Annotated in this window: 24 protein-coding genes; 15 read left to right on the top strand and 9 right to left on the bottom strand. The window is 34.3% G+C overall.

What is annotated here, in order from left to right; translation table 11 throughout:
• Nucleotides 1–59: 59 nt before the first annotated feature.
• The 6 genes from RT261_RS13190 (at nt 60) to pflA (ending at nt 8,016) form a co-directional block, all read left to right on the top strand.
• Nucleotides 60–1,916, top strand: a complete 1,857-nt coding sequence (locus tag RT261_RS13190) for an ABC transporter ATP-binding protein (RefSeq protein WP_313133124.1) — start codon at nt 60–62, stop codon at nt 1,914–1,916.
• Nucleotides 1,917–2,036: 120 nt separating this feature from the next.
• A complete protein-coding gene (locus RT261_RS13185; RefSeq protein ID WP_313133123.1) occupies nt 2,037–2,870 on the top strand; it encodes an ABC transporter substrate-binding protein in 834 nt (277 codons plus the stop codon).
• Nucleotides 2,871–3,161: 291 nt separating this feature from the next.
• Nucleotides 3,162–3,875, top strand: coding sequence for an amino acid ABC transporter permease (locus tag RT261_RS13180; RefSeq protein ID WP_331665485.1), 714 nt, complete (start codon nt 3,162–3,164; stop codon nt 3,873–3,875).
• Nucleotides 3,862–4,584 (top strand): amino acid ABC transporter ATP-binding protein, encoded by a 723-nt coding sequence (locus RT261_RS13175; RefSeq protein ID WP_313133122.1) that lies wholly within the window; start codon nt 3,862–3,864, stop codon nt 4,582–4,584. Before RT261_RS13180 ends, RT261_RS13175 begins: the two co-directional genes overlap by 14 nt.
• A 382-nt stretch (nt 4,585–4,966) precedes the next feature.
• Nucleotides 4,967–7,192 carry a formate C-acetyltransferase gene (pflB, locus tag RT261_RS13170; RefSeq protein ID WP_313133120.1) on the top strand — a complete coding sequence of 742 codons (2,226 nt, stop codon included), beginning with the start codon at nt 4,967–4,969 and terminating at the stop codon, nt 7,190–7,192.
• A gap of 71 nt (nt 7,193–7,263) precedes the next feature.
• The gene (pflA, locus tag RT261_RS13165; RefSeq protein ID WP_313133119.1) at nt 7,264–8,016 is read left to right on the top strand and encodes a pyruvate formate-lyase-activating protein; all 753 of its coding nucleotides are present in this window, start codon (nt 7,264–7,266) and stop codon (nt 8,014–8,016) included.
• Between the two features lie 149 nt (nt 8,017–8,165).
• Here the strand turns inward: pflA and RT261_RS13160 are convergent, their stop codons facing one another.
• The 3 genes from RT261_RS13160 to hflK form a co-directional block, all read right to left on the bottom strand.
• A complete protein-coding gene (locus RT261_RS13160; protein WP_313133118.1) occupies nt 8,166–9,059 on the bottom strand; it encodes a GGDEF domain-containing response regulator in 894 nt (297 codons plus the stop codon).
• An 80-nt stretch (nt 9,060–9,139) separates the two neighbouring features.
• Entirely contained in the window at nt 9,140–10,003 is an 864-nt protein-coding gene (gene hflC, locus RT261_RS13155) for a protease modulator HflC (RefSeq protein WP_313133116.1), read from the bottom strand.
• Nucleotides 10,004–10,990 carry an FtsH protease activity modulator HflK gene (gene hflK, locus RT261_RS13150; protein WP_313133115.1) on the bottom strand — a complete coding sequence of 329 codons (987 nt, stop codon included), beginning with the start codon at nt 10,988–10,990 and terminating at the stop codon, nt 10,004–10,006.
• Between the two features lie 298 nt (nt 10,991–11,288).
• Between hflK and RT261_RS13145 the strand changes: the two genes are divergently transcribed.
• Together RT261_RS13145 and RT261_RS13140 are read left to right on the top strand one after the other, a co-directional pair.
• Nucleotides 11,289–11,894, top strand: coding sequence for an FMN-dependent NADH-azoreductase (locus RT261_RS13145; RefSeq protein ID WP_313133114.1), 606 nt, complete (start codon nt 11,289–11,291; stop codon nt 11,892–11,894).
• A 61-nt stretch (nt 11,895–11,955) separates the two neighbouring features.
• Nucleotides 11,956–12,669 carry an alpha/beta hydrolase gene (locus RT261_RS13140; protein WP_313133112.1) on the top strand — a complete coding sequence of 238 codons (714 nt, stop codon included), beginning with the start codon at nt 11,956–11,958 and terminating at the stop codon, nt 12,667–12,669.
• Here RT261_RS13140 and RT261_RS13135 read toward each other — a convergent pair.
• From RT261_RS13135 to RT261_RS13120, 4 genes are all read right to left on the bottom strand, one after another.
• Nucleotides 12,562–12,882: a putative heavy metal-binding protein gene (locus tag RT261_RS13135; protein WP_313133111.1), complete on the bottom strand. Its 321-nt coding sequence runs from the start codon at nt 12,880–12,882 to the stop codon at nt 12,562–12,564. The genes RT261_RS13140 and RT261_RS13135 overlap by 108 nt on opposite strands.
• A gap of 132 nt (nt 12,883–13,014) precedes the next feature.
• Entirely contained in the window at nt 13,015–14,223 is a 1,209-nt protein-coding gene (locus RT261_RS13130) for an argininosuccinate synthase (protein ID WP_313133109.1), read from the bottom strand.
• Nucleotides 14,224–14,424: 201 nt separating this feature from the next.
• Nucleotides 14,425–14,874, bottom strand: coding sequence for a hypothetical protein (locus RT261_RS13125; RefSeq protein ID WP_313133107.1), 450 nt, complete (start codon nt 14,872–14,874; stop codon nt 14,425–14,427).
• A gap of 16 nt (nt 14,875–14,890) precedes the next feature.
• Nucleotides 14,891–15,382: a hypothetical protein gene (locus RT261_RS13120; protein ID WP_313133106.1), complete on the bottom strand. Its 492-nt coding sequence runs from the start codon at nt 15,380–15,382 to the stop codon at nt 14,891–14,893.
• 349 nt (nt 15,383–15,731) lie between these two features.
• On the opposite strand from RT261_RS13120, the gene RT261_RS13115 reads away from it, so the two are divergent.
• The 5 genes from RT261_RS13115 to RT261_RS13095 all read left to right on the top strand — a co-directional run bounded on the left by RT261_RS13115 (nt 15,732) and on the right by RT261_RS13095 (nt 21,401).
• Complete coding sequence (locus RT261_RS13115; RefSeq protein WP_313133105.1) at nt 15,732–16,325, top strand: Maf family protein; 594 nt, start codon at nt 15,732–15,734, stop codon at nt 16,323–16,325.
• A 368-nt stretch (nt 16,326–16,693) separates the two neighbouring features.
• Nucleotides 16,694–17,734 carry an N-acetyl-gamma-glutamyl-phosphate reductase gene (gene argC / locus RT261_RS13110; protein WP_313133104.1) on the top strand — a complete coding sequence of 347 codons (1,041 nt, stop codon included), beginning with the start codon at nt 16,694–16,696 and terminating at the stop codon, nt 17,732–17,734.
• Between the two features lie 181 nt (nt 17,735–17,915).
• Nucleotides 17,916–19,136, top strand: a complete 1,221-nt coding sequence (argJ, locus tag RT261_RS13105; protein ID WP_313133102.1) for a bifunctional glutamate N-acetyltransferase/amino-acid acetyltransferase ArgJ — start codon at nt 17,916–17,918, stop codon at nt 19,134–19,136.
• A gap of 184 nt (nt 19,137–19,320) precedes the next feature.
• Nucleotides 19,321–20,205, top strand: coding sequence for an acetylglutamate kinase (gene argB, locus RT261_RS13100; protein WP_313133179.1), 885 nt, complete (start codon nt 19,321–19,323; stop codon nt 20,203–20,205).
• A gap of 11 nt (nt 20,206–20,216) precedes the next feature.
• On the top strand, nt 20,217–21,401 hold the full coding sequence (locus RT261_RS13095; RefSeq protein WP_313133101.1) for an aspartate aminotransferase family protein: 1,185 nt from the start codon (nt 20,217–20,219) through the stop codon (nt 21,399–21,401).
• 17 nt (nt 21,402–21,418) lie between these two features.
• Here the strand turns inward: RT261_RS13095 and RT261_RS13090 are convergent, their stop codons facing one another.
• Together RT261_RS13090 and RT261_RS13085 are read right to left on the bottom strand one after the other, a co-directional pair.
• On the bottom strand, nt 21,419–21,622 hold the full coding sequence (locus RT261_RS13090; RefSeq protein ID WP_313133099.1) for a DUF6199 family natural product biosynthesis protein: 204 nt from the start codon (nt 21,620–21,622) through the stop codon (nt 21,419–21,421).
• A gap of 65 nt (nt 21,623–21,687) precedes the next feature.
• On the bottom strand, nt 21,688–23,352 hold the full coding sequence (locus RT261_RS13085) for a MutS-related protein (protein ID WP_313133098.1): 1,665 nt from the start codon (nt 23,350–23,352) through the stop codon (nt 21,688–21,690).
• Nucleotides 23,353–23,650: 298 nt separating this feature from the next.
• Between RT261_RS13085 and RT261_RS13080 the strand changes: the two genes are divergently transcribed.
• Together RT261_RS13080 and RT261_RS13075 are read left to right on the top strand one after the other, a co-directional pair.
• Nucleotides 23,651–24,085, top strand: a complete 435-nt coding sequence (locus RT261_RS13080) for a DMT family transporter (RefSeq protein ID WP_313133096.1) — start codon at nt 23,651–23,653, stop codon at nt 24,083–24,085.
• A 141-nt stretch (nt 24,086–24,226) separates the two neighbouring features.
• Nucleotides 24,227–25,021 (top strand): helix-hairpin-helix domain-containing protein, encoded by a 795-nt coding sequence (locus RT261_RS13075; RefSeq protein WP_313133095.1) that lies wholly within the window; start codon nt 24,227–24,229, stop codon nt 25,019–25,021.
• Nucleotides 25,022–25,049 lie beyond the last annotated feature (28 nt).

Below are 25,049 nucleotides of genomic sequence, written 5' to 3'. Positions count from 1 at the left end.
AAAAATGATTTATATTACGTTTAAAGTCTCCAGACTTTGAAAGGAGCATGGTTATAAATATGAAGAACAAGAAAAGTTATAAGAAAAAAGAAGAAAAGTTCAGGGATAAGGTTCAATCTGAAGATGAAAAAAGATCCGTCAAAGAAGATTTTGCAGTAGCTATTCACTTTTTAAAACTTGTTTTTAAAATACAAAAAAGCTATATTCCTCTTATGTTAATATCCGCTGTTTTTCAAGCTGCCACGCCTTTCTTTGGAATTATTATTCCTCGGTATATCATAGAAGAGTTAATGGGACAGAAGAGAATGAAAATGTTTATTCTGTTTGTTGGAATATTAGTAATAGGAAATGGATGCCTGAATCTGATCAATAAGTTTTTCGGTACCAAGGTAGAATTAGCAAATATAAGATTAATCAATGGATTTGAGCTGCATCTTGGTAAACATATCATGAATATGGATTTTGAAAAATTAGAGGATCCTAAGATCCTGGATATGAAGGAACAGGCAATCTTTCCGATTCATAATCAGGACGCTTTAAGAAGTATGATAGAGAGCCTGATCGCGGTGATTCGGATATCAATAACCATCTTAGGACTTGCAGCAATTATAGCAATATTGAATCCCATTATTATAGCTCTAATCATTTCTATTGTTTTAATAAATGGTATTATAAGCAAGAAAGCCCAACGTATTATCTTTCGTTTTTTCCAGCAGTTAATTCCTTTAAATCGAAGATTTATATATTATGCTGACTTAGTAACTGACTTTTCCATGGCAAAGGACATTAGGATATACAATATGGCCCCCTACATCGGCAAGAAAATACATGACTATTCAGATGAATCTGTGGAAAATATGGCAACAAGCATGAATATAACGGCGAAATATTTAGGTCTTGGCAGTGTGACGTTACCATTGGAAATGTTATTGATCTACGGGTATATGGTTTATCAGGTAGTGCTTGGAAGTATTAGTATAGGCGAATTCTCAATGTATATTTCAGCAGGTAATAATTTTACAAATTATATTACGGAATTTATTCAAAATATAGTGCAATTAAGGCAGATGTGCTTATATCTGGATACCTACTTAAAGTTTGAAAAGCTGCCATCAAAGGGGAAAACAGGTACCAAAGATATAGAATCTGTTTTAACTACTCAATCAAATACCATTGAGTTTAGGCATGTATATTTTAAATACCCAAGAAGCGAGGAATACACTTTAAAGGATGTGAATATAACCATTCATAACGGGGAAAAATTATCGGTAGTAGGGCCAAACGGGGCTGGTAAAACTACATTTATAAAATTATTATGCAGACTATACATTCCCGATAAAGGAGAGATTCTTTTAAATGGTGTAAATATAAATGAATATTCCTATGATGAATACATGAAATTATTATCTGTTGTATTTCAAGATTATAAATTGTTTTCTTTCACGATTAAGGAGAACATAGTATTTGATAAAGCTTCTCAAGTGCCCGAGGAGACAATTAGTAAGGCTTTGGAAAAGGTTGGATTGTTGGAGAGAATAGAAGAACTGGAGAAAGGTATTAATACGTCTCTTTATAAGAATTTTGATAAGAATGGAATTGAATTATCCGGAGGTCAGGCTCAGAAATTAGCCATTGCAAGAGCTGTTTATAAAAATGCACCGATAGTTGTTCTGGATGAACCGACTGCAGCATTGGATCCATATGCAGAATATGAAATATATACCTCTTTTAATAAATTAATTGGTGATCATACAGCCATATATATATCACATCGGTTATCCAGCTGTAAGTTCTGCAACAAAGTTGCAGTGTTCGATGAGGGAGAATTAAAAGAATATGGAACTCATCAGGAGTTAGTGAATAAAAATGGAATGTATTCTAAACTTTGGACAGCACAAGCACAATACTATATGTAAAAAAATACATTAATAATGAAAAAAAATTAAATTTATACTTGATATTTTTTGAAAAAGTGATACAATACTAGCATTAAAATAAATATTTATTAATAAATATAAATTGTGGAGGAGATCATTATGAAAAAAATATTAAGTATAATCTTTGTTATGGTTATGGCAATTTCACTTGTTGCATGCGGAACCAAAAAAGATAGAAACAATGGCGGTGAAGGAAAAGACAATACCAATACAGCAGGAGACGAGAAGAAAGATGCAGATGATAAAGATACTGCTGGCGGAGCAAAAGAAAAACTAATAGTTGGAACAGAGCCTGGATTTGCACCTTATGAATATATGGAAGGTGACAAGGTTGTTGGTATAGACATGGATATTGCAAAGGCAATTGCTGATGCCATGGGTAAAGAACTTGAGATCAAAACAATGGATTTTGATGGTGCTTTACTTGCTGTACAACAGGGAAAAGTCGATTTTGTTGCAGCTGGTGTATCTGTGGATGAAGATCGTCAGAAGGTTATGGATTTCTCAGCTGATTATGTAAATTCCACTGAGGTGGTTGTTACATTAAAAGACAATGCAAAAGTTTCAAGTGTTGATGATTTAAATGATAAAGTAATTGGTGTTCAACAAGGTAATATTGCAGATATCTATGTTTCCAATCCAGATAATGTAGCAGCAAAAGAAGTAAAACGTTATAAAAAATTTGCTCAAGCATCAGAAGATTTAAAGAATGGTAAGATTGATTGTATCGTAATGGATTTATATCCGGCTCAGGAATTAGTAGCAGCTAATAGTGACTTAGTAATTCTTGATGGCGTATTATTTGAAGATAAATATGCAATCGCTGTGAAAAAAGGAAATCAGGAATTATTGGATCAAATAAATGAAGTAATTAACCAGCTGATTGAAGATGGTAAGATTGAAGAATTTACAGCTAATCATACTGCTAAATAGTTTTTGCTCTATTTAACTTTATATTATCTGAAAGGCAGCAGGCAATTAAATTTGTCTGCTGCTTATTGCTGCCTGAGGATATATATATACAGCAATATGTTTGAGAATGCATAATCATGTAATAAGAAATGTGTATTAATAGATGTGAATATTTATAAAAGTATATACAATTTAAAAAATCAATTCTATTTGATTAAAAATTAAATTTGCTTAATATTTATACTTCCTAGTTGAGAAAAAATATGGTATGATTAATTATATCTTATAGAGGAAGACAAAGGAGAGAAAAAGTTGGAAGGATTAATTAACTGGTTTACGTCCATGGGTGCACGTTACTATGATGCATTCATTGCGCAAGACAGATACAGAACCTATTTTAAAGGACTCTGGGTTACCATAGAGATTTCTTTTATAGCCATCATAATTGGTATTCTAATAGGTATAACCGTAGCAATATTAAAAGTAACCGCTAACAATTATAAAAAATTAAAGTGGTTAGGAGTTTTATGTAATGGCTATATTAATATAATCAGGGGTACCCCTGTTATGTTGCAGTTACTTATTATTTATAATTTGATTTTTACTGCACGAGACACCAGTGAAATTTTGGTGGCAGGACTTTGTTTTGGTATTAACTCCGGCGCATATGTGGCAGAAATTGTCCGTGCAGGTATTGAATCCATTGACAAAGGCCAAAGTGAGGCTGGTCGTTCTTTAGGATTTACTGCTAATCAAACAATGACTTATATTATTATGCCTCAGGCTATTAGAAATATTTTACCGGCTTTGGGCAATGAATTTATTGTATTAATTAAAGAAACATCCGTTGCAAGTATTATAGCAGTAGTTGATTTATTACAGGCAGCACAGTTTGTGGGATCCCGTACATGGGATATTCTTCCTCCCTTAATAATTGCAGCAGTATTTTACCTGGTAATGGTTTTAGGATTATCCAAGCTATTAGGTATGTTTGAAAGGAGGATGAATCAAGGTGATCGAAACTAAGAATTTAAAGAAAGCCTTTGGTGATCATGTTGTACTGAATGGTATCAATGAAAACATTCAGAAAGGGGAAAAGGTAGTTATCATCGGACCTTCCGGATCAGGTAAGTCCACTTTTCTAAGATGCCTTAATCTGTTAGAGACTCCTACAGAAGGTGAAGTATGGTTTGAAGGAAATAATATTACTGATCCCAAAACAGATATTAATAAATTAAGACAGAAGATGGGAATGGTATTTCAGCAGTTTAATCTTTTTCCACATTTAACTGTTCAAAAAAATATTACCTTAGCACCAGTAAAATTAGGGCTTATGACACAGGAGGAAGCTGATAAAAAGGCAAAAGAATTATTAAATAGAATCGGTTTGGAAGACAAAGCAGCAGCTTATCCAAGACAATTATCCGGCGGACAAAAGCAACGTATTGCAATTATCCGTGCGTTAGCAATGAATCCGGATGTTCTGTTATTTGACGAGCCCACATCAGCACTGGATCCTGAAATGGTTGGAGAGGTACTGGAACTTATGAAGGAATTAGCAGAAGATGGTATGACCATGGTTGTGGTGACACATGAGATGGGATTTGCCAGAGAAGTTGCCAACAGGGTATTGTTTATAGACCAGGGACAAATTCAGGAACAGAACACACCAAAAGAATTCTTTGATAACCCACAGAATCCAAGGCTGAAAGATTTCTTATCTAAAGTGTTGTAATATCCCGGAAAAAGAATAGTACAATGTATTTTAATATATGTCATTCTGAGACGAAGCAAAAAATCTCTTAGGTTTTTACTTTAAGATGCTTCGATAGTTCAATTCGGTTGAACATTGCTCAGAATGACATATTTTTTATCCTTATTTTTCACTTCAAAAGTATTACTTATGAATCTTATTGAGAATTATTATTAATTAGTCTATTGACTTATACTTCTTATTTCTTTAGTATGAAAGCATAAAAACACTTACTGCGGCAAATATCTAAATAGGAAGCAGAAATACGTTTTTATTGTTACTAGTTTACAACAGGAATTTTGTACGAATACATAAAATTCCTATAGCTACTAAAAGGTGCTAAAGCGCCGGAATCGAGGTTACTATGAGACAGGAATGGTATGATTTTAACCCAGGAAGCTGGACTACTGATATTGATGTAAGAAACTTTATTCAAACTAATTATACCCCGTATGAAGGGGATAGTGAGTTCCTAGCAGATCCTACCGAAAGAACCACAGAGTTATGGAATGAAGTATTAAAGTTAATGAAAATAGAGACTGAAAAAGGTATTCTTGATGCAGAAACTAAGAAACCATCAACAATTACCACCTTTGGTCCTGGTTATATTGATAAAGACAAAGAAGTAATTGTAGGTTTTCAAACAGATAAGCCTCTAAAAAGGGGCATTATGCCAAACGGTGGTGTTCGTGTTGTTCAAAATGCTTTAGAAGCTTATGGTTACGAACTGGATAAAACCACAGAAGAAATCTACACAAATAATAGAAAGACTCACAATGATGGTGTATTTGATGCTTATACGGAAGCAATGAGAAAAGCAAGACATACAGGAATTATTACAGGTCTTCCGGACGCCTATGGCCGTGGTCGAATTATAGGCGATTACAGACGTGTTGCGCTATATGGTGTGGATTATCTTATTGAAGAAAGAAAAGAGCAAAAGAAATTATTAGAGATTCCGGTGCTGCAATCACCTGATATACGATTACGGGAGGAATTATCGGAACAAATCAAAGCATTAAATCAATTAAAAGAAATGGCATCTTCCTATGGCTTTGATATTAGCAGACCTGCCCAAAATGCTGTAGAAGCAACCCAATGGACTTACTTTGGATATTTAGGAGCAATCAAGGAGCAGGATGGAGCAGCCATGAGTTTAGGCCGTGTTTCTACATTCCTTGATATCTATTTTGAAAGAGATTTAGAGAAAGGTATTCTTACAGAGGAAGAAGCACAAGAAATAATGGACCAATTTGTTATGAAGTTAAGAATGGTTCGTTTCTTAAGAACTCCTTCTTATAATGACCTATTTTCTGGAGATCCTACCTGGGTTACTGAGTCCATTGGCGGTATGGGCTTGGATGGCAGAACCTTGGTGACAAAGAGCAGTTTTAGAATTCTTCATACCCTTTACAATCTTGGACCTGCTCCGGAACCAAACTTAACTGTATTATGGTCAAATCAATTACCGGAAGAATTTAAAAAATTCTGTTCCAAAATATCAATTGATACAAGTTCTATTCAATATGAGAGTGACGATATTATGAGAGATGTATGGGGCGACGATTATGGTATTGCTTGCTGTGTATCAGCTATGCGAATCGGAAAGCAGATGCAATTCTTTGGAGCACGTGCCAATCTTGCAAAAGCATTACTATATGCAATTAATGGCGGAAAAGATGAGAAGACCGGAGAGCAGGTGGGACCATTATTTGCACCGGTAACCGGTGATTATTTGGATTATGATGATGTGATTACTAAGTTTGATCAAACCTTGGATTGGTTATCGGAACTCTACATCAATACTTTAAATATTATTCATTACATGCATGATAAATACAATTACGAAAGACTTCAGATGGCACTTCACGATATATCCATACTTCGTACGGAAGCATGCGGTATTGCAGGCTTATCAGTAGTTGCAGACTCCTTATCAGCCATTAAATATGCTAAAGTTAAGATTATTAGGAATGAAGCAGGTTTGGCCGTAGATTACGAAATCGAAGGAGAGTATCCGGCATTTGGTAACAATGATGACAGAGTAGATACTATTGCAATTGAAATTGTAGAACGTTTTATGAACAAACTTCGCAAAGTAAAGACTTACCGTAACGCGAAACAAACCTTATCTGTTTTAACTATTACTTCTAATGTTGTATATGGAAAGAAAACCGGCAGTACTCCAGATGGACGTAAGGCAGGAGAACCATTTGCACCTGGTGCTAACCCAATGCACGGCAGAGACAAGAACGGTGCAGTTGCATCAATGGCATCTGTTGCTAAATTACCTTATAAACATGCGGAAGACGGTATATCTTATACCTTCTCCATAGTTCCTAAAGCCTTAGGAAAGAGTATGGATGAGAGAATTAATAATTTAGCAGGTCTGCTGGACGGATATTTTTGTGATAATGGGCATCATATTAACGTAAATGTCTTTGACCGTGAGACTTTATTAGATGCCATGGATCACCCTGAAAAATACCCTCAGCTTACAATACGTGTATCCGGTTATGCAGTTAATTTCGTAAAATTAAATCGCGAGCAGCAATTAGATGTCATTCACCGTACTTTCCATGAAAGATAAGGGAAAGGAGGCATGAGACCAGAAAGGTGGCATGTCGTCAGCAATGGCAAACTGCCAGATTGGAGGCTGATATGATGAAGGACAATAAAGTAATTGGCAGAATACATTCTATAGAAAGCTGCGGTACCGTTGATGGCCCCGGTATCAGATTCGTAGTATTTATGCAAGGTTGTGTTTTAAGATGCAGATATTGCCATAATCCCGATACTTGGGAAATCAACAGAGGTAATGAATACACTCCACAAGAATTAATGGCAGAAATACGAAAGTATAAATCCTATATGAAATTCTCCGGCGGTGGTGTAACATTTACCGGAGGAGAACCGCTTTTACAGGCAGAATTTGTTGCAGAAGTAAGTAAGATGTGTAAAGAAGAAGGAATCTCCGTAGCCATAGATACTTCCGGGTTTATATGGAATGATGCGGTGCAAAGGGTACTGGATTACACGGATATTATTCTTTTGGATATTAAGAACTTTGATCCTATCATATATAGAGAAGTCACAGGAGTATCTTTAGATCCAACCCTCCGTCTTATGGATTATCTGAGGGGAAAAAATATAAATACCTGGATTCGATACGTATTAGTGCCTAACCTGACGGATAATTTAGAAAATATAGAAGAACTGTCAAGATACTTAGATCAATATCCCAATGTATCTAAAATAGAGCTCTTAGGATTTCATAAAATGGGTGAGTATAAGTGGGAAGAGTTAGGTTTAGAGTATACCTTGGCAAATACTAGGGAACCTGCGAAAGATTTATTAAATCAAGTAAAAGAGATTCTTGAAAGAAACGGAAAGAATGTTTCGTTGAACTCATAAAATGGCTTAATAATGTTGAATAGGTAAAATTATACTTACAAGATTTTATTAAACAGAACCATAAAGTAAAAAGGGGAAAATGCATGGATATAGTTTAATCCTGCATTTTCCTCTTTTATTGTCTTTATAGCTTTTTTCTTATGTCTATTCTAGGCTAATATGCAGCAATTCTTTCCACTGGACTTGCCGGTATATAAAGCAGAATCAATTTTTGTAATATTTCGATCTATGGGCAATTTAATATTATACTGGGCGATTCCACCGGTTATAGTACAATGAAAGGTGTGTTCTTCGTAATGAAATTCGAATTTGCTAACCTCCAAACGTAACTTTTCGGCAACTTTGAAAGCTTCTGCTGCTCCAATATCAGGGAGGCATATCATAAATTCTTCTCCGCCCCATCTGCTTATAATATCTTCCTCCCGAAGGATTAGTTTAAAGATTTGCGAAAGTCCGGTTAATACTAAATCACCGGTATTATGGCCATAGGTATCATTAATCAATTTAAAGCAATCTACATCAAATAAAACAAGAGAGAATATAGTCTCCATTTTCACAAGGTCATTAATCTTATCAAGAAAATACCTGCGGTTATATAACTTAGTCAAAGAATCTGTAGTTGCCAATTCACGTAATTCTTCCATTAATATTTGTAATTTTCGCTGGTTCTTAATATTTTGCATATGTACTTTAACACGAGCTTTTAGCTCTTCTGCAATAAATGGTTTGGATACATAATCAGCCGCGCCAACCTCAAAACCTTTTAATAAAGAATTGGAATCATTATTACCGGTGATAAAAATAACAGGTATATCCTTGGTTTCTTCATTTTTCTTCAGCATTCTGCAAGTTTCATATCCATCCATACCATTCATAATAATGTCCAGTAATATAAGTGTTGGCCGAAGTTCTTGAGCTAAACGGATACCTTTTTCTCCAGTATGTGCAATTTCGATATGTAAATCAGGAGACTCCAAGATATCTTTAATAATACTACATATAATCTCACTATCGTCCACTAATAAAATGGTATCTCTATTCATATAAGTTCTCCTTTAGTGATAATTATTTACGCATCTTTTATAATCATAGTACTTTTGGCCTAAAAATTCAATTATAATCTTTATTTCCCTAAGAAAATTTGGGAAATTGGGGAGTCAGCGGGTAGAATCAGAGTTTTATTATCTCCTTGTAAAGCACTTTTTGCTGCATCTAAAGAACGAACGAAGGAATAAAACTCCGTACGGGATTCGTCAGCGTAAGCTTCTGATAATATTTTCATGTATTCTGCTTCACCTTCCGAAATAATGCGTTCTGCTTCTGCTTTTGCAGTTGAGAGACTAATGGATATTTCCTTGTCCGTTGTATTTTTTATCACTTGGGCTTCCGAATTACCTTCTGCTATGTAAGTAGCTGCAATCTTATCACGTTCAGAAATCATACGTTGGTATACGGAGGATTTGTTATCGGCAGGAAGATCCAGGCGTTTGGTTTCTACGGTAAGAATAGTCAGACCGTATTGATCCATAGAGTGACCGATGTTTGCCATAATTGCTTCGGCTATTTTATCATCTCTTTCATTAATGATTTCTGTTTGTGAATTACTGCTTATTACGTTCTTTAGAGCGTTGTAAACTACAGTGTCAATTCTATTTTCTGCATTGATTACAGAGGAATTAAGTGATTGGGCAAATTTAAGAGGATCTGTAATCTTCCATAATACATAACTATCGCTGATCATTGTTTTTTTATCCATAGTAATAACATCGGAGGGTGCCAGATCATAAAACAGGATTTCCTTTGGTAAAGTATCTGCTGTCTGAATAAACGGAACAATCAGACTAATTCCCGGTTTATCAATGACTTTTTGTACCTTCCCAAATTCCCTAACTAATTTATACTCATTTTCATTGGTAATTATCATGGAAGAGAACAATAAAATAATTACAAATATAAAAATTACACTAAACCCTATTTTCTTTTTCATTTATTCATCCCCCTTTTTAGCATTGGTATCTGCGGCAGCAGAAGTTTCATTACTGTTTATTTCAAAAAAAGATTTAATTGGCAAAACCTTGTCTACCCCATTGGTTCCGTCAATAATAACTTCAAGTTCAGGAAGTACTTCTTCCATGGCTTCGTAAAACATTCTCTCTTTTGTAACTACCGGATTCTTTTTGTATTCTTTATACATGGCATTAAATCTTGCTACCTGACCGTTTGCCTCATTAATACGTTCTTCTTTTTGTGCTTCTGCAGATTTGATAATTTTATCTACTTGTGCTTCTGCGGCAGGAAGTTTTTCGTTGCGGTATTTGTTTGCATTATTAATTGCAGTCTCCTTATCTTGTTTTGCAGTTTCTACCGCTTTAAAAGATTCCATAACTTCCTTAGTTGGAGGTTCAGAATCCTGAATGGTTATACTAATTAACTGTATGCCTATATCATAAGCATCTAATTGTTCCACAATTTTTTCTTTAATAACACTTTGGATCTCATTTTTACCTGTGGTTAAAACACTATCTACATCATAGCTTCCAATAACAGTACGGATGCAGCTTTGTGCCATATTATTAAGGATGGATACCGGTTCCTGGGAAGCATATACTGCTTTTACCGGATCAACCACTTTGTACTCTACAAAAAAATCCACATCCACAAAGTTAAAGTCCGATGTAATCATAACAGCTTCTTCTTCTGTGACTTCATTGGAGGACGTATCATAACCAATGGAAAAACCATTAATGGTGGTATTCACTTTTTGCACCTTTTGAATAAAAGGTATTTTAAAATGTAAACCTGGCTCTGCTACCGGTTTTGCAACACCAAATGTAGTTAAAACAGCTTGCTCCTGCTCGTTAATGGTGTATGCAGATGAAAATGACAAAAGGATTGCTGTAATTATTAATAAAATCAACCCTATGTTTTTCAAAGGCCTTTTAGCCTTGCTTTTAAATTCTTCGTAAATATTCATATATTACTCCGATCTGCCCACTGGCATTTTATTAAAAAATTTAGCGGATAAAAAATAAAATGTCATAATTCCCTTTTCTTCCACTATTTTCACATATTATAGCATTGGGATTTTCGTAAGTAAATAAGGGGAAAGGGATTCTAATGTTTTTTTAACATATCTTAACGGTTTTTTAGAAAGGAAAAGATTTCTTTACTAAGAATTTGCTTTTCCTTTCATTATATGAAAGCTTCCGTGAATAAAACCAATAAAATTATGAGATGGTATTGATATAAGTAAAAAAGAATGGAGAAGAAATATGAGTAAAATACTATATGTAAAAGCAAATGCAAAAGAAGAATCGGAATCTAGAACTTTCAAAATTTCAGAAGCATTTATGGAAGAATATAAAAAAAGTCATCCTCAAGATGAAATAATTACGTTAGATTTATATAAAGAAAATATTGAATTTTTACCCTTTGGGCATTTAGATGAATTGCACGGGGCAGATACGAAAAAAGACAGAGGACATCCTATATTAAAATATGCTTATCAATTTATTGAATCAGATAAATACGTAATAGCTGCTCCTTTATGGAATCTGAGTATCCCCTCTATTTTAAAAGCATATATTGATTATATTGCAATGCCGGGGGTTACCTTTAACTACACTGCCAATGGTCCGGTTGGATTGTGTCATAATAAAAAAGGTGTTCATATAGTAACAAGGGGCGGCGGTTATTCACAACCTCCTTTCAATGAATACGAGATGGGGGACCGATATATTCGAACCATATTTGGATTTTTAGGAATAACGGATTTTAATACGATTGCGGCGGAAAATCTTGATGTAATTGGGGCTGATCATGAAGCAGAAATGAAAAAGGCAATGGATCAGGCTTTAGAATTAGCAAAAAGTTTCTAGTATAGACTATTACTAATAAGCAAATATATTTAGCTTAGAAAGAGTTAAAGGGGAATGTAATGTGTGGTTAACTATAGCAGAGATATTTTTAATATTATTTATTATTTTTATAATTATCGCTTGGTTTTTATCAAATATAATATTAAAGCCTAAAATTCTTGATTATGAATCTTTATATAATAAAGAAATGGGCAATGGACGCCTTAATGAGATTCTTTACCAAAATTGGATAAAGGAAGATTATCGTATTAAATCCAGATACGGTTATGATTTATCCTGCCAGATAATTAATGATGAAATCAGTAGAAAACAGTGGGAAATGCCTTGTGAAAAAAGAAAAATAGCAATTATTTGCCATGGTTATACCTGTGCTAAATACAGCAGTATGATATATGCCGATTTATTCATAAAAAGAGGAATCACTGTAATTACCTATGACCATCGAAATCATGGGTTAAGTGGTAAAGCATTCACATCACTGGGATATTATGAAAAGGATGATTTACAAACTGTAATTGACTGGTGCTATCAAAAGTTTGGAGAGAACCTGGCTATTATTACCCACGGAAGAAGATTCATATCAAAGATTGAAAATGAGAAAAAAATTATAGCAGAGAAAACACTCTGCTATAATTTAGTTACAACAATTAAAATGTGGATAATAATATTACATATAAACGACTGCGGTACCGCATGCAGTTACCATAAGCATACCATTACTGGCACCGAGTACTTCATAGTCGACATCCACACCAACAACTGCATTTGCCCCTAATTGTCTGGCACGGTCTTCCATTTCTCTAAGAGCATTTTCTCTGGCATGTATCAATTCATCTTCATAACTTCCGGAACGTCCACCGAAGAAATTAGATAAACCTGCCGCAAAATCCTTAACAAAATTTACACCTGCAACAACTTCACCAAAAACAATACCTCTGTATTCTGTAATCGTTTTTCCTTCAATACTTGGGGTTGTAGTAATAATCATATTCTATCTCCTTCGCCTATTAAATATTATAATTATAGTGTTCTCATTATATAATACATTTAAATATATAGAAATAGTTTTAGATAAATTTAATGTAAATTTAAAGTCTCAATATCTAAATGCAAAGCGTCCTTATTTAACAACCTCCGCCATTTTCATAGCCCGAACCTTTAAAGAAAGCCCAAATAGATTAATAAACCCTTCCGCATCATGATGGTCATACAGGTCGCCTGTAGTGAAAGAAGCAATGCTTTCATTATATAAGGAATAAGGAGAAGTAGTACCTTGCTTGATAAGGTTTCCTTTATATAATTTTAACTTAACTTCACCGGTTACATATTCCTGAGTGGAATCTACAAATGCCTGCAAAGCTTCACGAAGAGGAGTAAACCATTTTCCTTCGTAAACAATATCAGCAAATTTATTGCCAATATCTTTTTTATAAGTAAACGTATCACGGTCTAAGATTAATTCTTCTAATTGGTTGTGAGCCTCCATAAGAATAGTGCCTCCGGGAGTTTCATAGACACCACGGGATTTCATACCTACAACACGGTTTTCCACAATGTCGATAATACCAATTCCATGTTTTCCCCCAAGAGTATTAAGTTCCTCTATAATGTGGGAAGCCTTCATAGACTTTCCGTTTAATTTTGTGGGGATGCCTTTTTCGAAGGATAAAGTAATGGTCTCGCCTTCATCCGGAGCTTTTTCAGGAGACACACTAAGTACTAATAAATGGTTATAATTTGGAGGGGCAGCAGGGTCTTCCAACTCCAATCCTTCATGGCTGATATGCCATAAATTTCTGTCCCGGCTATAACTGTTATCAGCAGAGAAAGGTAAGTCAATACCGTGTTCTTTACAATATTCGATTTCTTCTTCTCTGGAGGATACATTCCAGATTCTCCATGGAGCAATTATCTTTAAGTCAGGAGCAAGTGCTTTAATGGCTAATTCAAAACGAACCTGATCATTACCTTTACCCGTAGCACCATGACAGATGGCAGTAGCATATTCTAATCTTGCTATCTCTACTAATTTTTTTGCAATAACAGGTCTTGCCATAGAAGTACCTAATAAATATTTATTTTCATAAACAGCACCCGCTTTTACGCAAGGCATTACATAATCATCTACGAATTCATCTACCACATCTTCTATGTATAATTTTACAGCACCGGATAATTTTGCTCTTTCCTCCAGACCATCCAGTTCATTTCCCTGGCCTACATTAATGCAGACACATACCACATCGTAATCGTAATTTTCCTTTAACCAAGGTATAATCATGGTAGTATCCAATCCGCCGGAATAAGCTAATATAACTTTTTCTTTCATAATGATTCCTCCTTAAAATATTACTTTTCTTGCTAATTTATTATAAATATACACCATAATGTTAATTTATGCAATAGGGAATTGAAAAAACAGCCCAGTATATTTTACTGAGCTGCGTTCTCGTTATGAAGTGATAAGATATAAAGACTTATAAATTATCACTTCTATTTATCGTTAATTTATATATTGAAAATAATTCAATTATTTTTTGTCATGGCAATTAGGATATTTTTCGGGTTTGTAGAAGAAAACTTTAACAACGTAATCTTTTTCGGATTCAACTCCAAATAAGAATTGACCGCATTCATCAGTAAAAGTAAAAGTTACCGGTATTAAATCACAGTCCTTTTCATGACATTTGTCGTAGCCTTTATCGTATCCTTTGTCAAATTTATCGCATTCTCTTTCGTATTTGTCTTCACATCTGTCTTCGTATTTCTTTTCACATTTTGATTCATAAGTTCTACATTCTTTATTTTTCTTGAAAAGTTTAACTATAGCTCCTTCAACAGGTTTGCCATTAGGGAATTTAACAACACCATGAATAGCAGCTCTGCATTCTTTTTCTAATTCAATACAAAGATCTATTTCCTCGTTTGGTTTAATTTGATCACATCCGGATAAGTCGATTCTGCTTAATTTCCAGCCCATATATTCACCTCCTTCCTTATGTATCAAGAGGTTTTATATTTACTTCCAATTCTAATAGATTACTATCAGATAGAGTGAGCGGTTCTTTATTGCTATATTGTGTCTCTTTCCCATAGAAGTCTTTTGACACGATAGTTATAATTTCATATTCGACTAAGGATGGGTCTTTTTCATAATATTTCTTCTCTGAATTTATATTTTTAATAATTGCATCTTTAAAGTGAGAGTTTTCGTTATAAGCTTCATAAGTGACAGACTCAAATTCTCCCTTCAGATATTCGATTATTTTCTCTTCATGTGCTTTTTTATCATCATCTCCGACATAATAATTGATAATTGCTCTTGCTACAGATTCAGGGCAGAATTCAAAAGCTTTGTGAACTCTTAAAGTGGGTATATCTTCTTTTACATCTGTTGATAAAACCAATTCTTTGCTATTGTTGTAAAACAATTGAATTCCAAGGCTGTCACATATCAATTTTAAATAGTCAATCATCTTTATACCCATTACATATCACACCTTTTTGTATATGTGATGCTGCCACAAAAAATCAGGTTGAAAGAATCACTTTGTGGCATCCTTTCTATTTGTTTATTTTCCTTCAACCTTACCCTTTTTGTCTTAATTGATTTCTTATTTTCCTTTTTTGCGTTTCCTTTTTTCATTTGCTTTTTATAGTAATATACTATTCGGGAAAATAAAAAATGTGACACTATTCGATTTAAAAAAATAAAAAAATGTCGATAATAAACTAAATTAGTTTAAAAAATTTGTTTTATAGATGCTAAAAATGAGTTATAATAAGGTTTATAAAAGAATAATTACAAGGCGCTAGTGCGCCAGAATCGAGGTAATCATGCATAAGATTATTCTGGCATCAGGGTCACCCAGAAGAAAAGAAATATTGGAACAGGTAGGAATATCGTTTGGAGTAGTAGCAAGTAAGGATGAAGAAGTGATTCAAAAATCCAAGCCGGAAGAAATCGTAGAAGAGCTGGCAACCAAAAAAGCATGCAGCGTAGCTTCCAATATGGAAGAGGGAACCGTTGTTATCGGTGCTGACACTATGGTTGCCCTGAATGACCAAGTAATGGGTAAACCAAAAGGTGAGCAGGATGCTAAAGATATGATTAGAAAATTACAAGGGAAAAAGCATCAGGTATATACCGGGGTTTGTGCAGTAATAAAAGAAGCTGGTAAAGAAAATAGAATAATTTCTTTTGTTCAATGTACGGATGTATGGGTATATCCTATGACAGAAGAGCAGATAGATGCATATGTTGCCTCTGGAGAACCTATGGATAAAGCAGGCGCATATGGAATTCAGGGAAAGTTTGCTGTTTATATTGAGAAAATAGAAGGGGATTATCTAAATATCGTTGGATTCCCGGTATCCAGATTGTATCAGACATTATTGAAAGAGGGTATTGATTTAACGGTTTGTAGATAAAATTATTTTAAAAAATATAAATTGAAAATGTATTTTTATAAAACTGAATATGTTTATATAAGAAGACTGTTATAAAACTGTCATTCTGAGCATAAATTTGGAAATACTGAATTTGCGGAAAAAACCTCATTGGAAATGTGGTGATTTCCAAGATAAATAGGTGCTTGGAAATCAGACTATTGTTTTGTAACAGTCTTTTTTTATTTTAATATTAAATAACTTATAAAGTACACTATGTTTTTATAGTAATTTTTAAAATATGGTATTGAATAATATTTAGTTTAGATGTATAATTATGAACAATAATTGAAAAACAGAGAAATTAAAGCTTCATTTTGGAATGAAACGTAGGATAGGGAGGAATGCATATGATTAAAGTAGGTATCATTGGAGCAACCGGATATGCGGGACAGGAATTAGTAAGAATTTTGCTACAGCATAAAAAAGCAGAAATTGTCTGGTATGGTTCCAAAACTTACATAGATAAAAAATATTATGAAGTATATCAAAACATGTTTCAGCTGGTAGATGCGGATTGTATGGCTGATAATATGGAAGAACTGGCAGATAAAGCGGATGTTATATTCACAGCCACACCTCAGGGATTATGCGCTTCTTTAATAAACGAGGAAGTACTTTCGAAGGTCAGAGTAGTTGACCTTAGCGCCGATTTTAGAATGAAAGACATAAACATATATGAAGAATGGTATGGCATAGAACATAAAAGTCCGGATTATATAAAAGAAGCGGTTTATGGATTATGCGAAATTAACCGGGAAAAGATTAAGAAGGCAAGGCTGGTGGCAAATCCAGGATGCTATCCCACTTGTTCTACTTTAGCCATATATCCTCTTTTAAAAGAAGGACTTCTTGAACCGAATTCTATTATTATAGATGCAAAATCAGGAACGTCGGGAGCAGGAAGAAGTCCTAAAGTCAATAATTTGTATTGTGAAATCAATGAGAATATAAAGGCTTACGGTGTTGCCAGTCACAGACATACACCGGAGATTGAAGAACAGTTATCATATGCAGCGGGAGAAAACCTTTACGTGAATTTTACTCCTCACATGGTTCCTATGAATAGAGGAATTCTGGTAACTGCTTATGGTAATTTGAAAAAACAAGTTACATATGAGGAAGTAAAAGCAATCTATGATAAATATTATAAAAAAGAATATTTTATTCGTGTGTTAGATAAGGGGATCTGTCCTGAAACCAGATGGGTGGAAGGAAGTAATTTTGTTGATATAAATTTTTGCATTGATAAGAGAACAAATCGTATTATCATGATGGGAGCTATGGATAATCTTGTGAAAGGAGCAGCCGGTCAGGCCGTACAGAATATGAATCTATTATTTGGCTTAAAAGAGACAGAAGGACTGCAGGCAGTTCCCATGTTCCCATAGATATTAGACCCTTTACAACATTGACTTTCTGCCGGTTTAGAAAGTTGATATCATTAAGAGGAGAGAAAGTATTGTATGGAGGTTCGGTTGAAAAAACAAGTTTTTCGACCAGTAATTTGTGCTGGGGCACAAAGTTGTAATTATTATTAAGAGGTGCTAAAGCACCGGAATCGAGGTTATTATGGAAATTATAAAAGGCGGAGTTACTGCTGCAAAAGGATTTAAGGCAGCAGGTATATATGCAGGAATTAAGAGAAAGAGAAAAGATATGGCTTTAGTATATAGTGTAGTTCCCGCAAAGTCAGCAGGAACTTTTACCACCAATACTGTAAAAGCGGCTCCTGTAAAATGGGATATGAAACTAATCAAAGAGAATGAAACAGCAATTGCAGTTGTTCTAAACAGCGGCGTGGCCAATGCCTGTACCGGCGAAGAAGGGGAAATCAATAATTATAAGATGGCAGAAGCTGTAGGGACTAATTTAAATATAGCAACCAATACAGTACTTACCTGCTCAACAGGTGTTATCGGCAAGCAGCTTCCTATAGATGTAATCACAGAAGGTGCAAAATTGTTGGCGGAAAATATGGAGGACAGTCCTGGGGCAGGTACTATGGCGGCGGAAGCCATTATGACAACCGACACTTATTCCAAAGAATACGCAGTAACTATTCGTTTAGAAGATAAATTAATTACCATTGGGGGAATGGCAAAAGGTTCCGGTATGATTCATCCCAATATGGCAACTATGCTTGGTGTAGTTACTACGGATATTGCCATCAGTAAGGAATTGTTACAAGAAGCAATCCGTGCCAATGTAAAAGAAACCTTTAACATGATATCCGTTGATCGTGATACTTCAACCAATGATTCCCTCATTATCCTTGCCAATGGACTAGCAGGTAATAAAGAAATCACAGAAAAAAACAAAGATTATGATACCTTCTGTGAAGGGCTAAGGGCGGTAACCACTAATCTTGCCAAGAAAATGGCAGCAGATGGAGAAGGTGCCACAAAATTATTTGAAACAGTAGTAATTGGTGCAGAGAGCAAAGAACAGGCAGTTACCTTAGGCAAATCCATTATCACAAGTAATCTTGTAAAAACGGCAGTATACGGTAACGATGCAAACTGGGGAAGAATCTTATGTGCAATGGGCTACTCCGGGGTAGAATTTGATCCTGATAAGGTGGATTTATATATAGAAAGTTCGGAAGGTAAATTAAAGTTAGTTGAGAATGGTATGGCAGCTCAGTACAGTGAAGAATATGCTGCCAAAATCTTAAAAGCAAAAGAAGTAAGGGCTGTTGCAGATATGAAGATGGGGAGTGAAACAGCTACTGCATGGGGCTGTGATTTAACTTATGATTATATAAAAATAAATGCAGATTATCGTTCCTGATATCTTGCACTATTGCTATCTGAATGAAATCTGCCCTTATTCTGAAACGAAATGGAAAAAGTCATTGTATATGCTGAGGTTTTTCATTTGTTGATTCAGAATAATATATACAGGCAATTATTTTAATCAAAGTAAAATCTATATATTATAGAGGATATAATAGGAGGAAGTCAGAATGGAACAAATGGATCAGCTTCTGATAAAAGCCCAGACTTTAATCGAAGCATTACCATACATACAAAAATTCAATAATAAAAAAGTAGTAGTGAAATATGGCGGCAGCGCCATGTTGGACGAAAATCTTCAATTAAATGTAATTAAAGATGTAGCTTTACTGAAATTAGTAGGCATGCAGCCAATCATTGTTCATGGTGGAGGTAAGGAAATCAGCAAATGGGTAGAACTTCTTGGTCATGAATCAAAATTCGTGGAAGGATTACGGGTAACAGATGAAGAAACCATGGAAGTAGCAGAAATGGTTCTAGGTAAAGTGAATAAAGGGCTGGTTCAGATGGTGGAGCAGCTGGGAGTAAAAGCAGTTGGCATAAGCGGAAAAGATGGTGCAACCATTAAGGTAGAGAAAAAAATACTGAAGGGACAGGATATTGGTTACGTGGGAAATATCATTGATGTAAATGTTGAGTTAATCAATACTTTAATTGATAACAACTTTATTCCTATCATTGCACCTATTGGTCTGGATGAGAACTTTCATGCCTACAATATTAATGCGGATGATGCGGCCTGTGCAATAGCAACAGCGGTTGGAGCAGAGAAATTAGCATTTCTTACAGATACGGAAGGGGTGTACAAAGACCCTGAAGATAAAAAGACCTTAATATCGGCATTGACTTTAAAGCAGGCTGATCAACTTATTGATGAGGGATATATTGGCGGGGGAATGCTCCCCAAATTGAAAAATTGTATTGATGCAGTAAGGAATGGTGTATCAAGAGTTCACATATTAGATGGGAGAATGGAGCACTGTTTATTACTGGAGTTCTTTACAAATAGAGGAATTGGCACGGCTATCATTAATAATGAAAGTTTATTTGAACATGAAAAGTAGGAGGTAAACAGATGTTAACGGAAGAATATATTGATAAGGCTGAAAAGGTCTTAATGCATACCTATAGCAGATACCAAATCCTTCTGGATAAAGGAGAAGGAGTATATCTTTATGATATGAATGGAAAAAAATATCTGGACTTTGCAGCAGGAATTGCAGTATTTGCATTAGGATATGGAAATAAGGAATATAACAATACTTTAAAAAGTCAAATTGACAAGCTCCTACATACCTCTAATTACTATTATAATGTGCCTGCTATAGAAGCGGCATCCAAACTGTCAAAAGCCTCCGGCATGGATCGTATATTCTTTACTAATAGCGGAACAGAGGCAATAGAAGGGGCTATTAAACTGTCAAGAAAATATTTTTATAAAAAGAGAGGTTTTACCGGCGGTGAAATCATATCTATGAACCACTCCTTCCACGGAAGAAGTATGGGAGCATTGTCCATTACCGGTAATGTGAAATATAGGGAAGCCTTTGAGCCATTAGTGGGCGGAGCAGCATTTGCGGAATTCAATGATTTGGATAGTGTAATAGAGAAGATAAATGAAAATACCTGTGCTATTATTGTGGAACCTATTCAAGGAGAAGGTGGGCTTTATCCGGCTGATTCAAAATTCCTTAAAGGGCTAAGAAAATTATGTGACGAAAAGGATATAATTCTTATATTTGATGAAATACAATGTGGAATGGGGAGAACTGGCACCATGTTTGCATATGAGGGTTATGGGGTGAAACCAGATATTATCACAACAGCAAAAGCCTTAGGTTGTGGTGTTCCCATCGGAGCCTTTGCAGCAGTCGAAAAAGTAGCCAGTGCATTTGAACCTGGTGATCACGGAACTACCTACGGGGGGAATCCTTTTGCAACAGCTGGGGTAAGCAAAGTATTTGACTTATTCCAAAGTGAAAATATACTTAATCACGTAAATGAAGTCTCAGGTTACTTAGAAGAAAAACTGGAGGAATTAGTGAATAAATATGATTTTATTTTAGAACGCAGAGGAAAAGGCCTCATGCAGGGATTGGAATTTAATAAGCCCGTAAAAGAAACCATTTTAGCAGCTATGGATAAAGGATTAATCATTATTAATGCAGGAGCAAACATTCTTCGTTTTGTTCCGCCTTTAATTATTACGAAAGAAAATATTGATCAGATGATTTATATTTTAGAAAGTTGTTTGGAATAAAAAGTTTAATAAAAAGCTTATATAAAAAAAGTAATAATTATGCTTACAACCCCTACTAAAACAATAAAAGCACCTTTTATTCGTGTACATTTTACATAAAAATCAGATGGACTATCTATTGAATCAGATTTCCATTGTTCTGAAAATTCATACCATATATCCGGTTTAATAGCCATAATTAAACCAATTAAAAGACATATTATTCCACCTACAAAAGTCATAATTATCCTCCTGATTTACTAGAATATTATCCATGTAATCCACCCTCCTTAAAATTTTCAAAATATTAAGCGTTGTTTTGCACATATTTTAAATTTTTAGCATTAGCAATAATTTCTTTTGGAAAGTGTGTTAGTTCCAGAAGGCGAATTGCATTTTTAGTTGTGGCAGCACCTTCATGTATTTTGTACTCAAAGATAATATCATTTTCCTGAATTTGTTCACAAAAATGGTAATTATCATATAATCCATTTAGCAGTTGGGTTAATTCAATATCATGGGATGCTACAATAGCTATGCAATTCTTACTATTTAAATACTTCAATATGGAAGCAGAAGCCGCAATTCTTTCTTCTGTATTAGTACCTCTAAGGATTTCATCAATGGCACAAATGATTACCCGTTCTTCATTTAAACTCTGAATAATTCGATTTAAATATTTAATTTCTTTGATAAAATAACTTTCCCCTGACATTAAATCATCCCGAACAGCCATGGAAGTGATTATTTTTCCATAAGGCAATGTAAAATCTTTTGCCATGCAAGTATTTATGTTCTGTGCAAGAATGGAGTTGATTGTAACAGCCTTTATAAAAGTTGACTTTCCGGAGGCATTGGAACCGGTAATGATGCAGTTATTATTAAACTGGACGGTATTGCAGATGGGCTCATCTATAAGAGGATGATAAATATCTTCCATTTGTATTTTATGTTCTTTTATAAAGGTTGGAGTACAATAAAAAGGCAAACTTTCTCTAAAGGATGAAATGGAGATGCACATATCTATTTCACCAACTTTTTTATATAACTCCATAAATAGCTTTTGTTTTCCCATTAATATTCTTATTATTTTATTGTATATAATAAAATCCCACAAAGTAGCACCGATTATATAATCAAAGAAAATGGCTTCGGCATTACCGGTTAGACTTATTTCCTTTTTTGATTGTATTCGCCCTACCAGATGATTTAGATTTTTAAATGGAACTGCAAGATCCTTTAAATCTTTAAATTTGTTTTCGTAAGAGAATTTATTGGTATTGGTAAGTTTACCTGCAAATTTTACTATCTGAAGAATACTTCCAAGCGTATTTAGATAGGTCTCATACTTAATTTTATTTTTGATATAGACAATCATATTAATTACAAAGATACCCAAAGTTATAAATAATAGATTGGGATTTTGAAAAATAAAAGAGGGCAAAATTGATAGGATTAATAATATCTGCATAATACGGTAACCCCATATACCGGGAAGAGTCACCATATCTAAATTATTCATTAGCATTGGTAAAGAGTAGCTTCCATCTGCTTTACCTAATGAAGATAATAATAATTGGGTGTTTTCTCTCTCTTGGCTGTTCTTATCGAAGAAATTGATTTTATTTTCAAGTAATTCATTTGCCTGTTTATTTTTCGGTAAACAGTGCAGAGTGTGATATAAAATCTGTTCACCAGCAAAAGAATTGCAATTATTTATTCTTTGGAAGACTAGATTCATATCTAAATCATTCCATGTGACATCATCCATTTTTTCATCTTCTGGAATGGATTCTTTATGAGAATTCCAGAATTCACGGATGTTTTTCCAATTATATTCTTTATCTCCTGGCTTTTTTCCATAGTGGATTTTCATCCAGATTATAAGTCTTTTCTTTGCTGCTATTTGCCCGTATACTATTGCAATGAATATTACGGCGATTATCCCTAATGTAAAATATAATGGCTGCATATCGTTCCTCCCAAACAAATCCGGTTAACATGTCCTGCATCTTATGAAGAACTTATTCCAATTAAATAAAAAAATCATAAAATTATCTTTATTATATACTAATTATTACCAGATTTCTACTATCCCTTAAAATTATTATGCGCAAATGAGGTCATGGTTTTTACCTGTTATTTATAATCAATTTATAAAATAAAAAAGTGCCTTCTAATTCATTTAATTACTTGACAAACTGAATACCTTTCAAAATCCTGTCAAAAATATAAAAGATTATATAACTATAGATTGGAAGGTGATTTCTATGATGGGTTGGATTATTGCAATAATATCCGGAGCATTAATGAGCATTCAGGGAGTATTTAATACAGGGGTTACAAAGCAGACCAGTATCTGGGTATCCTCAAGCTTTGTACAGCTTTCTGCATTCGTTGTATGTATGGTGGCCTGGTTCATTACAGGAAGGGAAAGCAGTTTTGGAGCATTAATGAAAGTGGATAATAAATATATGCTTTTAGGCGGTGCCATGGGAGCTTTTATAACCTATACAGTTATTAAAAGTGTAGATACCCTGGGGCCTGCAAAAGCCATTATGATTATCGTAACTGCTCAATTAATTGTGGCATATGGAATTGAGTTATTAGGTATCTTTGATGTAGAAAAAGTAAAGTTTGAATGGAGAAAACTAATTGGTCTGGCATTGATTATCGGAGGTATTATTACCTTTAAGTGGGAGTAGTACTTACGATTTTCTTACAATAAAAAATCTTTCGAAATTCCTATTGTAATCAACTGGTTTATTCGGTAGAATAATAGTATACAATTAGTATTGAGGATACGAAATTGCTATAGCCTTTTCTGAAATCTAAAGGGAGATAGTATGGATAGAAGAAAAAGGTTAAAAATTGTTGCTATTTTTATGTTCATTTTGGCAGCCGGTACCATTTACAGTTGTACAGGTACTAAGAAACAAGAATCAGAAATATTATTACTCAATCAAGAAAAAGAATCTTCACAAGATCGAGGCGTGGCAGAATCTATACAGGATGTAAGTTTTGAGGAATCTTCACAGGATCAAGTGTCACAAGCATCTTTAACAACAGATGAATCCCAAATTCCCTTACAAGACCCAAAAGATAATAAAACTCTTCCGGTTTCAGAGGACGAAAATCCAGATCATGCCCCACCGGTACAGGTTAAGAGCATATCTTATATTTATGTTCACTTATGCGGAGCTGTGAAGAAACCTGATGTTTATAAGGTAGAGGCCAACATCCGATTAGTGGATGTAATTGCATTAGCCGGAGGACTAACCCCAGATGCTGCCGGAGATTTTGTCAATCAGGCATCGATTTTAGATGACGGACAACAGATATATATTCCTACTATAGATGAAGTCAAAGATAAAACACCCCTGGAATTTGTTACAAGTACACCATTGCCGGATAAAAAGAATGGTAATGATTCGAAAGAAAGCAATGGTATAGTTAATATTAATACCGCGTCTATGGAGGAACTTATGACCTTATCCGGAATTGGAAAGGCAAAAGCAAAGAGCATTGTGGATTATCGTGAGGTCCATAATGGTTTTCAATCCATTGAAGAAATTAAGAAGATTGATGGAATTAAAGATTCTGTCTACAACAAAATAAAAGATTCTATTTCAGTAAAATAGGCATGTTCAGATATTATATAAGCAGCAT

It is taken from the genome of Anaerocolumna sp. (assembly GCF_032079385.1).
Lineage (GTDB): Bacteria > Bacillota > Clostridia > Lachnospirales > Lachnospiraceae > Anaerocolumna.
Note: the sequence above shows the minus strand (reverse complement) of the source record. Positions and strands in the feature narration are given on the sequence as shown.

Coding starts and splice junctions, on each gene's coding strand:
- RT261_RS13115 (WP_313133105.1), top strand. CDS start 15,732: ATGCATAAGATTATTCTGGCATCAGGGTCACCCAGAAGAAAAGAAATA.
- hflK (WP_313133115.1), bottom strand. CDS start 10,990: ATGAATATTTACGAAGAATTTAAAAGCAAGGCTAAAAGGCCTTTGAAA.
- RT261_RS13190 (WP_313133124.1), top strand. CDS start 60: ATGAAGAACAAGAAAAGTTATAAGAAAAAAGAAGAAAAGTTCAGGGAT.
- RT261_RS13125 (WP_313133107.1), bottom strand. CDS start 14,874: ATGGGCTGGAAATTAAGCAGAATCGACTTATCCGGATGTGATCAAATT.
- pflB (WP_313133120.1), top strand. CDS start 4,967: ATGAGACAGGAATGGTATGATTTTAACCCAGGAAGCTGGACTACTGAT.
- RT261_RS13090 (WP_313133099.1), bottom strand. CDS start 21,622: ATGACTTTTGTAGGTGGAATAATATGTCTTTTAATTGGTTTAATTATG.
- argB (WP_313133179.1), top strand. CDS start 19,321: ATGGATCAGCTTCTGATAAAAGCCCAGACTTTAATCGAAGCATTACCA.
- RT261_RS13145 (WP_313133114.1), top strand. CDS start 11,289: ATGAGTAAAATACTATATGTAAAAGCAAATGCAAAAGAAGAATCGGAA.
- pflA (WP_313133119.1), top strand. CDS start 7,264: ATGATGAAGGACAATAAAGTAATTGGCAGAATACATTCTATAGAAAGC.
- RT261_RS13160 (WP_313133118.1), bottom strand. CDS start 9,059: ATGAATAGAGATACCATTTTATTAGTGGACGATAGTGAGATTATATGT.
- RT261_RS13095 (WP_313133101.1), top strand. CDS start 20,217: ATGTTAACGGAAGAATATATTGATAAGGCTGAAAAGGTCTTAATGCAT.
- RT261_RS13120 (WP_313133106.1), bottom strand. CDS start 15,382: ATGGGTATAAAGATGATTGACTATTTAAAATTGATATGTGACAGCCTT.
- RT261_RS13085 (WP_313133098.1), bottom strand. CDS start 23,352: ATGCAGCCATTATATTTTACATTAGGGATAATCGCCGTAATATTCATT.
- argC (WP_313133104.1), top strand. CDS start 16,694: ATGATTAAAGTAGGTATCATTGGAGCAACCGGATATGCGGGACAGGAA.
- argJ (WP_313133102.1), top strand. CDS start 17,916: ATGGAAATTATAAAAGGCGGAGTTACTGCTGCAAAAGGATTTAAGGCA.
- RT261_RS13135 (WP_313133111.1), bottom strand. CDS start 12,882: ATGATTATTACTACAACCCCAAGTATTGAAGGAAAAACGATTACAGAA.
- RT261_RS13185 (WP_313133123.1), top strand. CDS start 2,037: ATGAAAAAAATATTAAGTATAATCTTTGTTATGGTTATGGCAATTTCA.
- hflC (WP_313133116.1), bottom strand. CDS start 10,003: ATGAAAAAGAAAATAGGGTTTAGTGTAATTTTTATATTTGTAATTATT.
- RT261_RS13075 (WP_313133095.1), top strand. CDS start 24,227: ATGGATAGAAGAAAAAGGTTAAAAATTGTTGCTATTTTTATGTTCATT.
- RT261_RS13080 (WP_313133096.1), top strand. CDS start 23,651: ATGATGGGTTGGATTATTGCAATAATATCCGGAGCATTAATGAGCATT.
- RT261_RS13130 (WP_313133109.1), bottom strand. CDS start 14,223: ATGAAAGAAAAAGTTATATTAGCTTATTCCGGCGGATTGGATACTACC.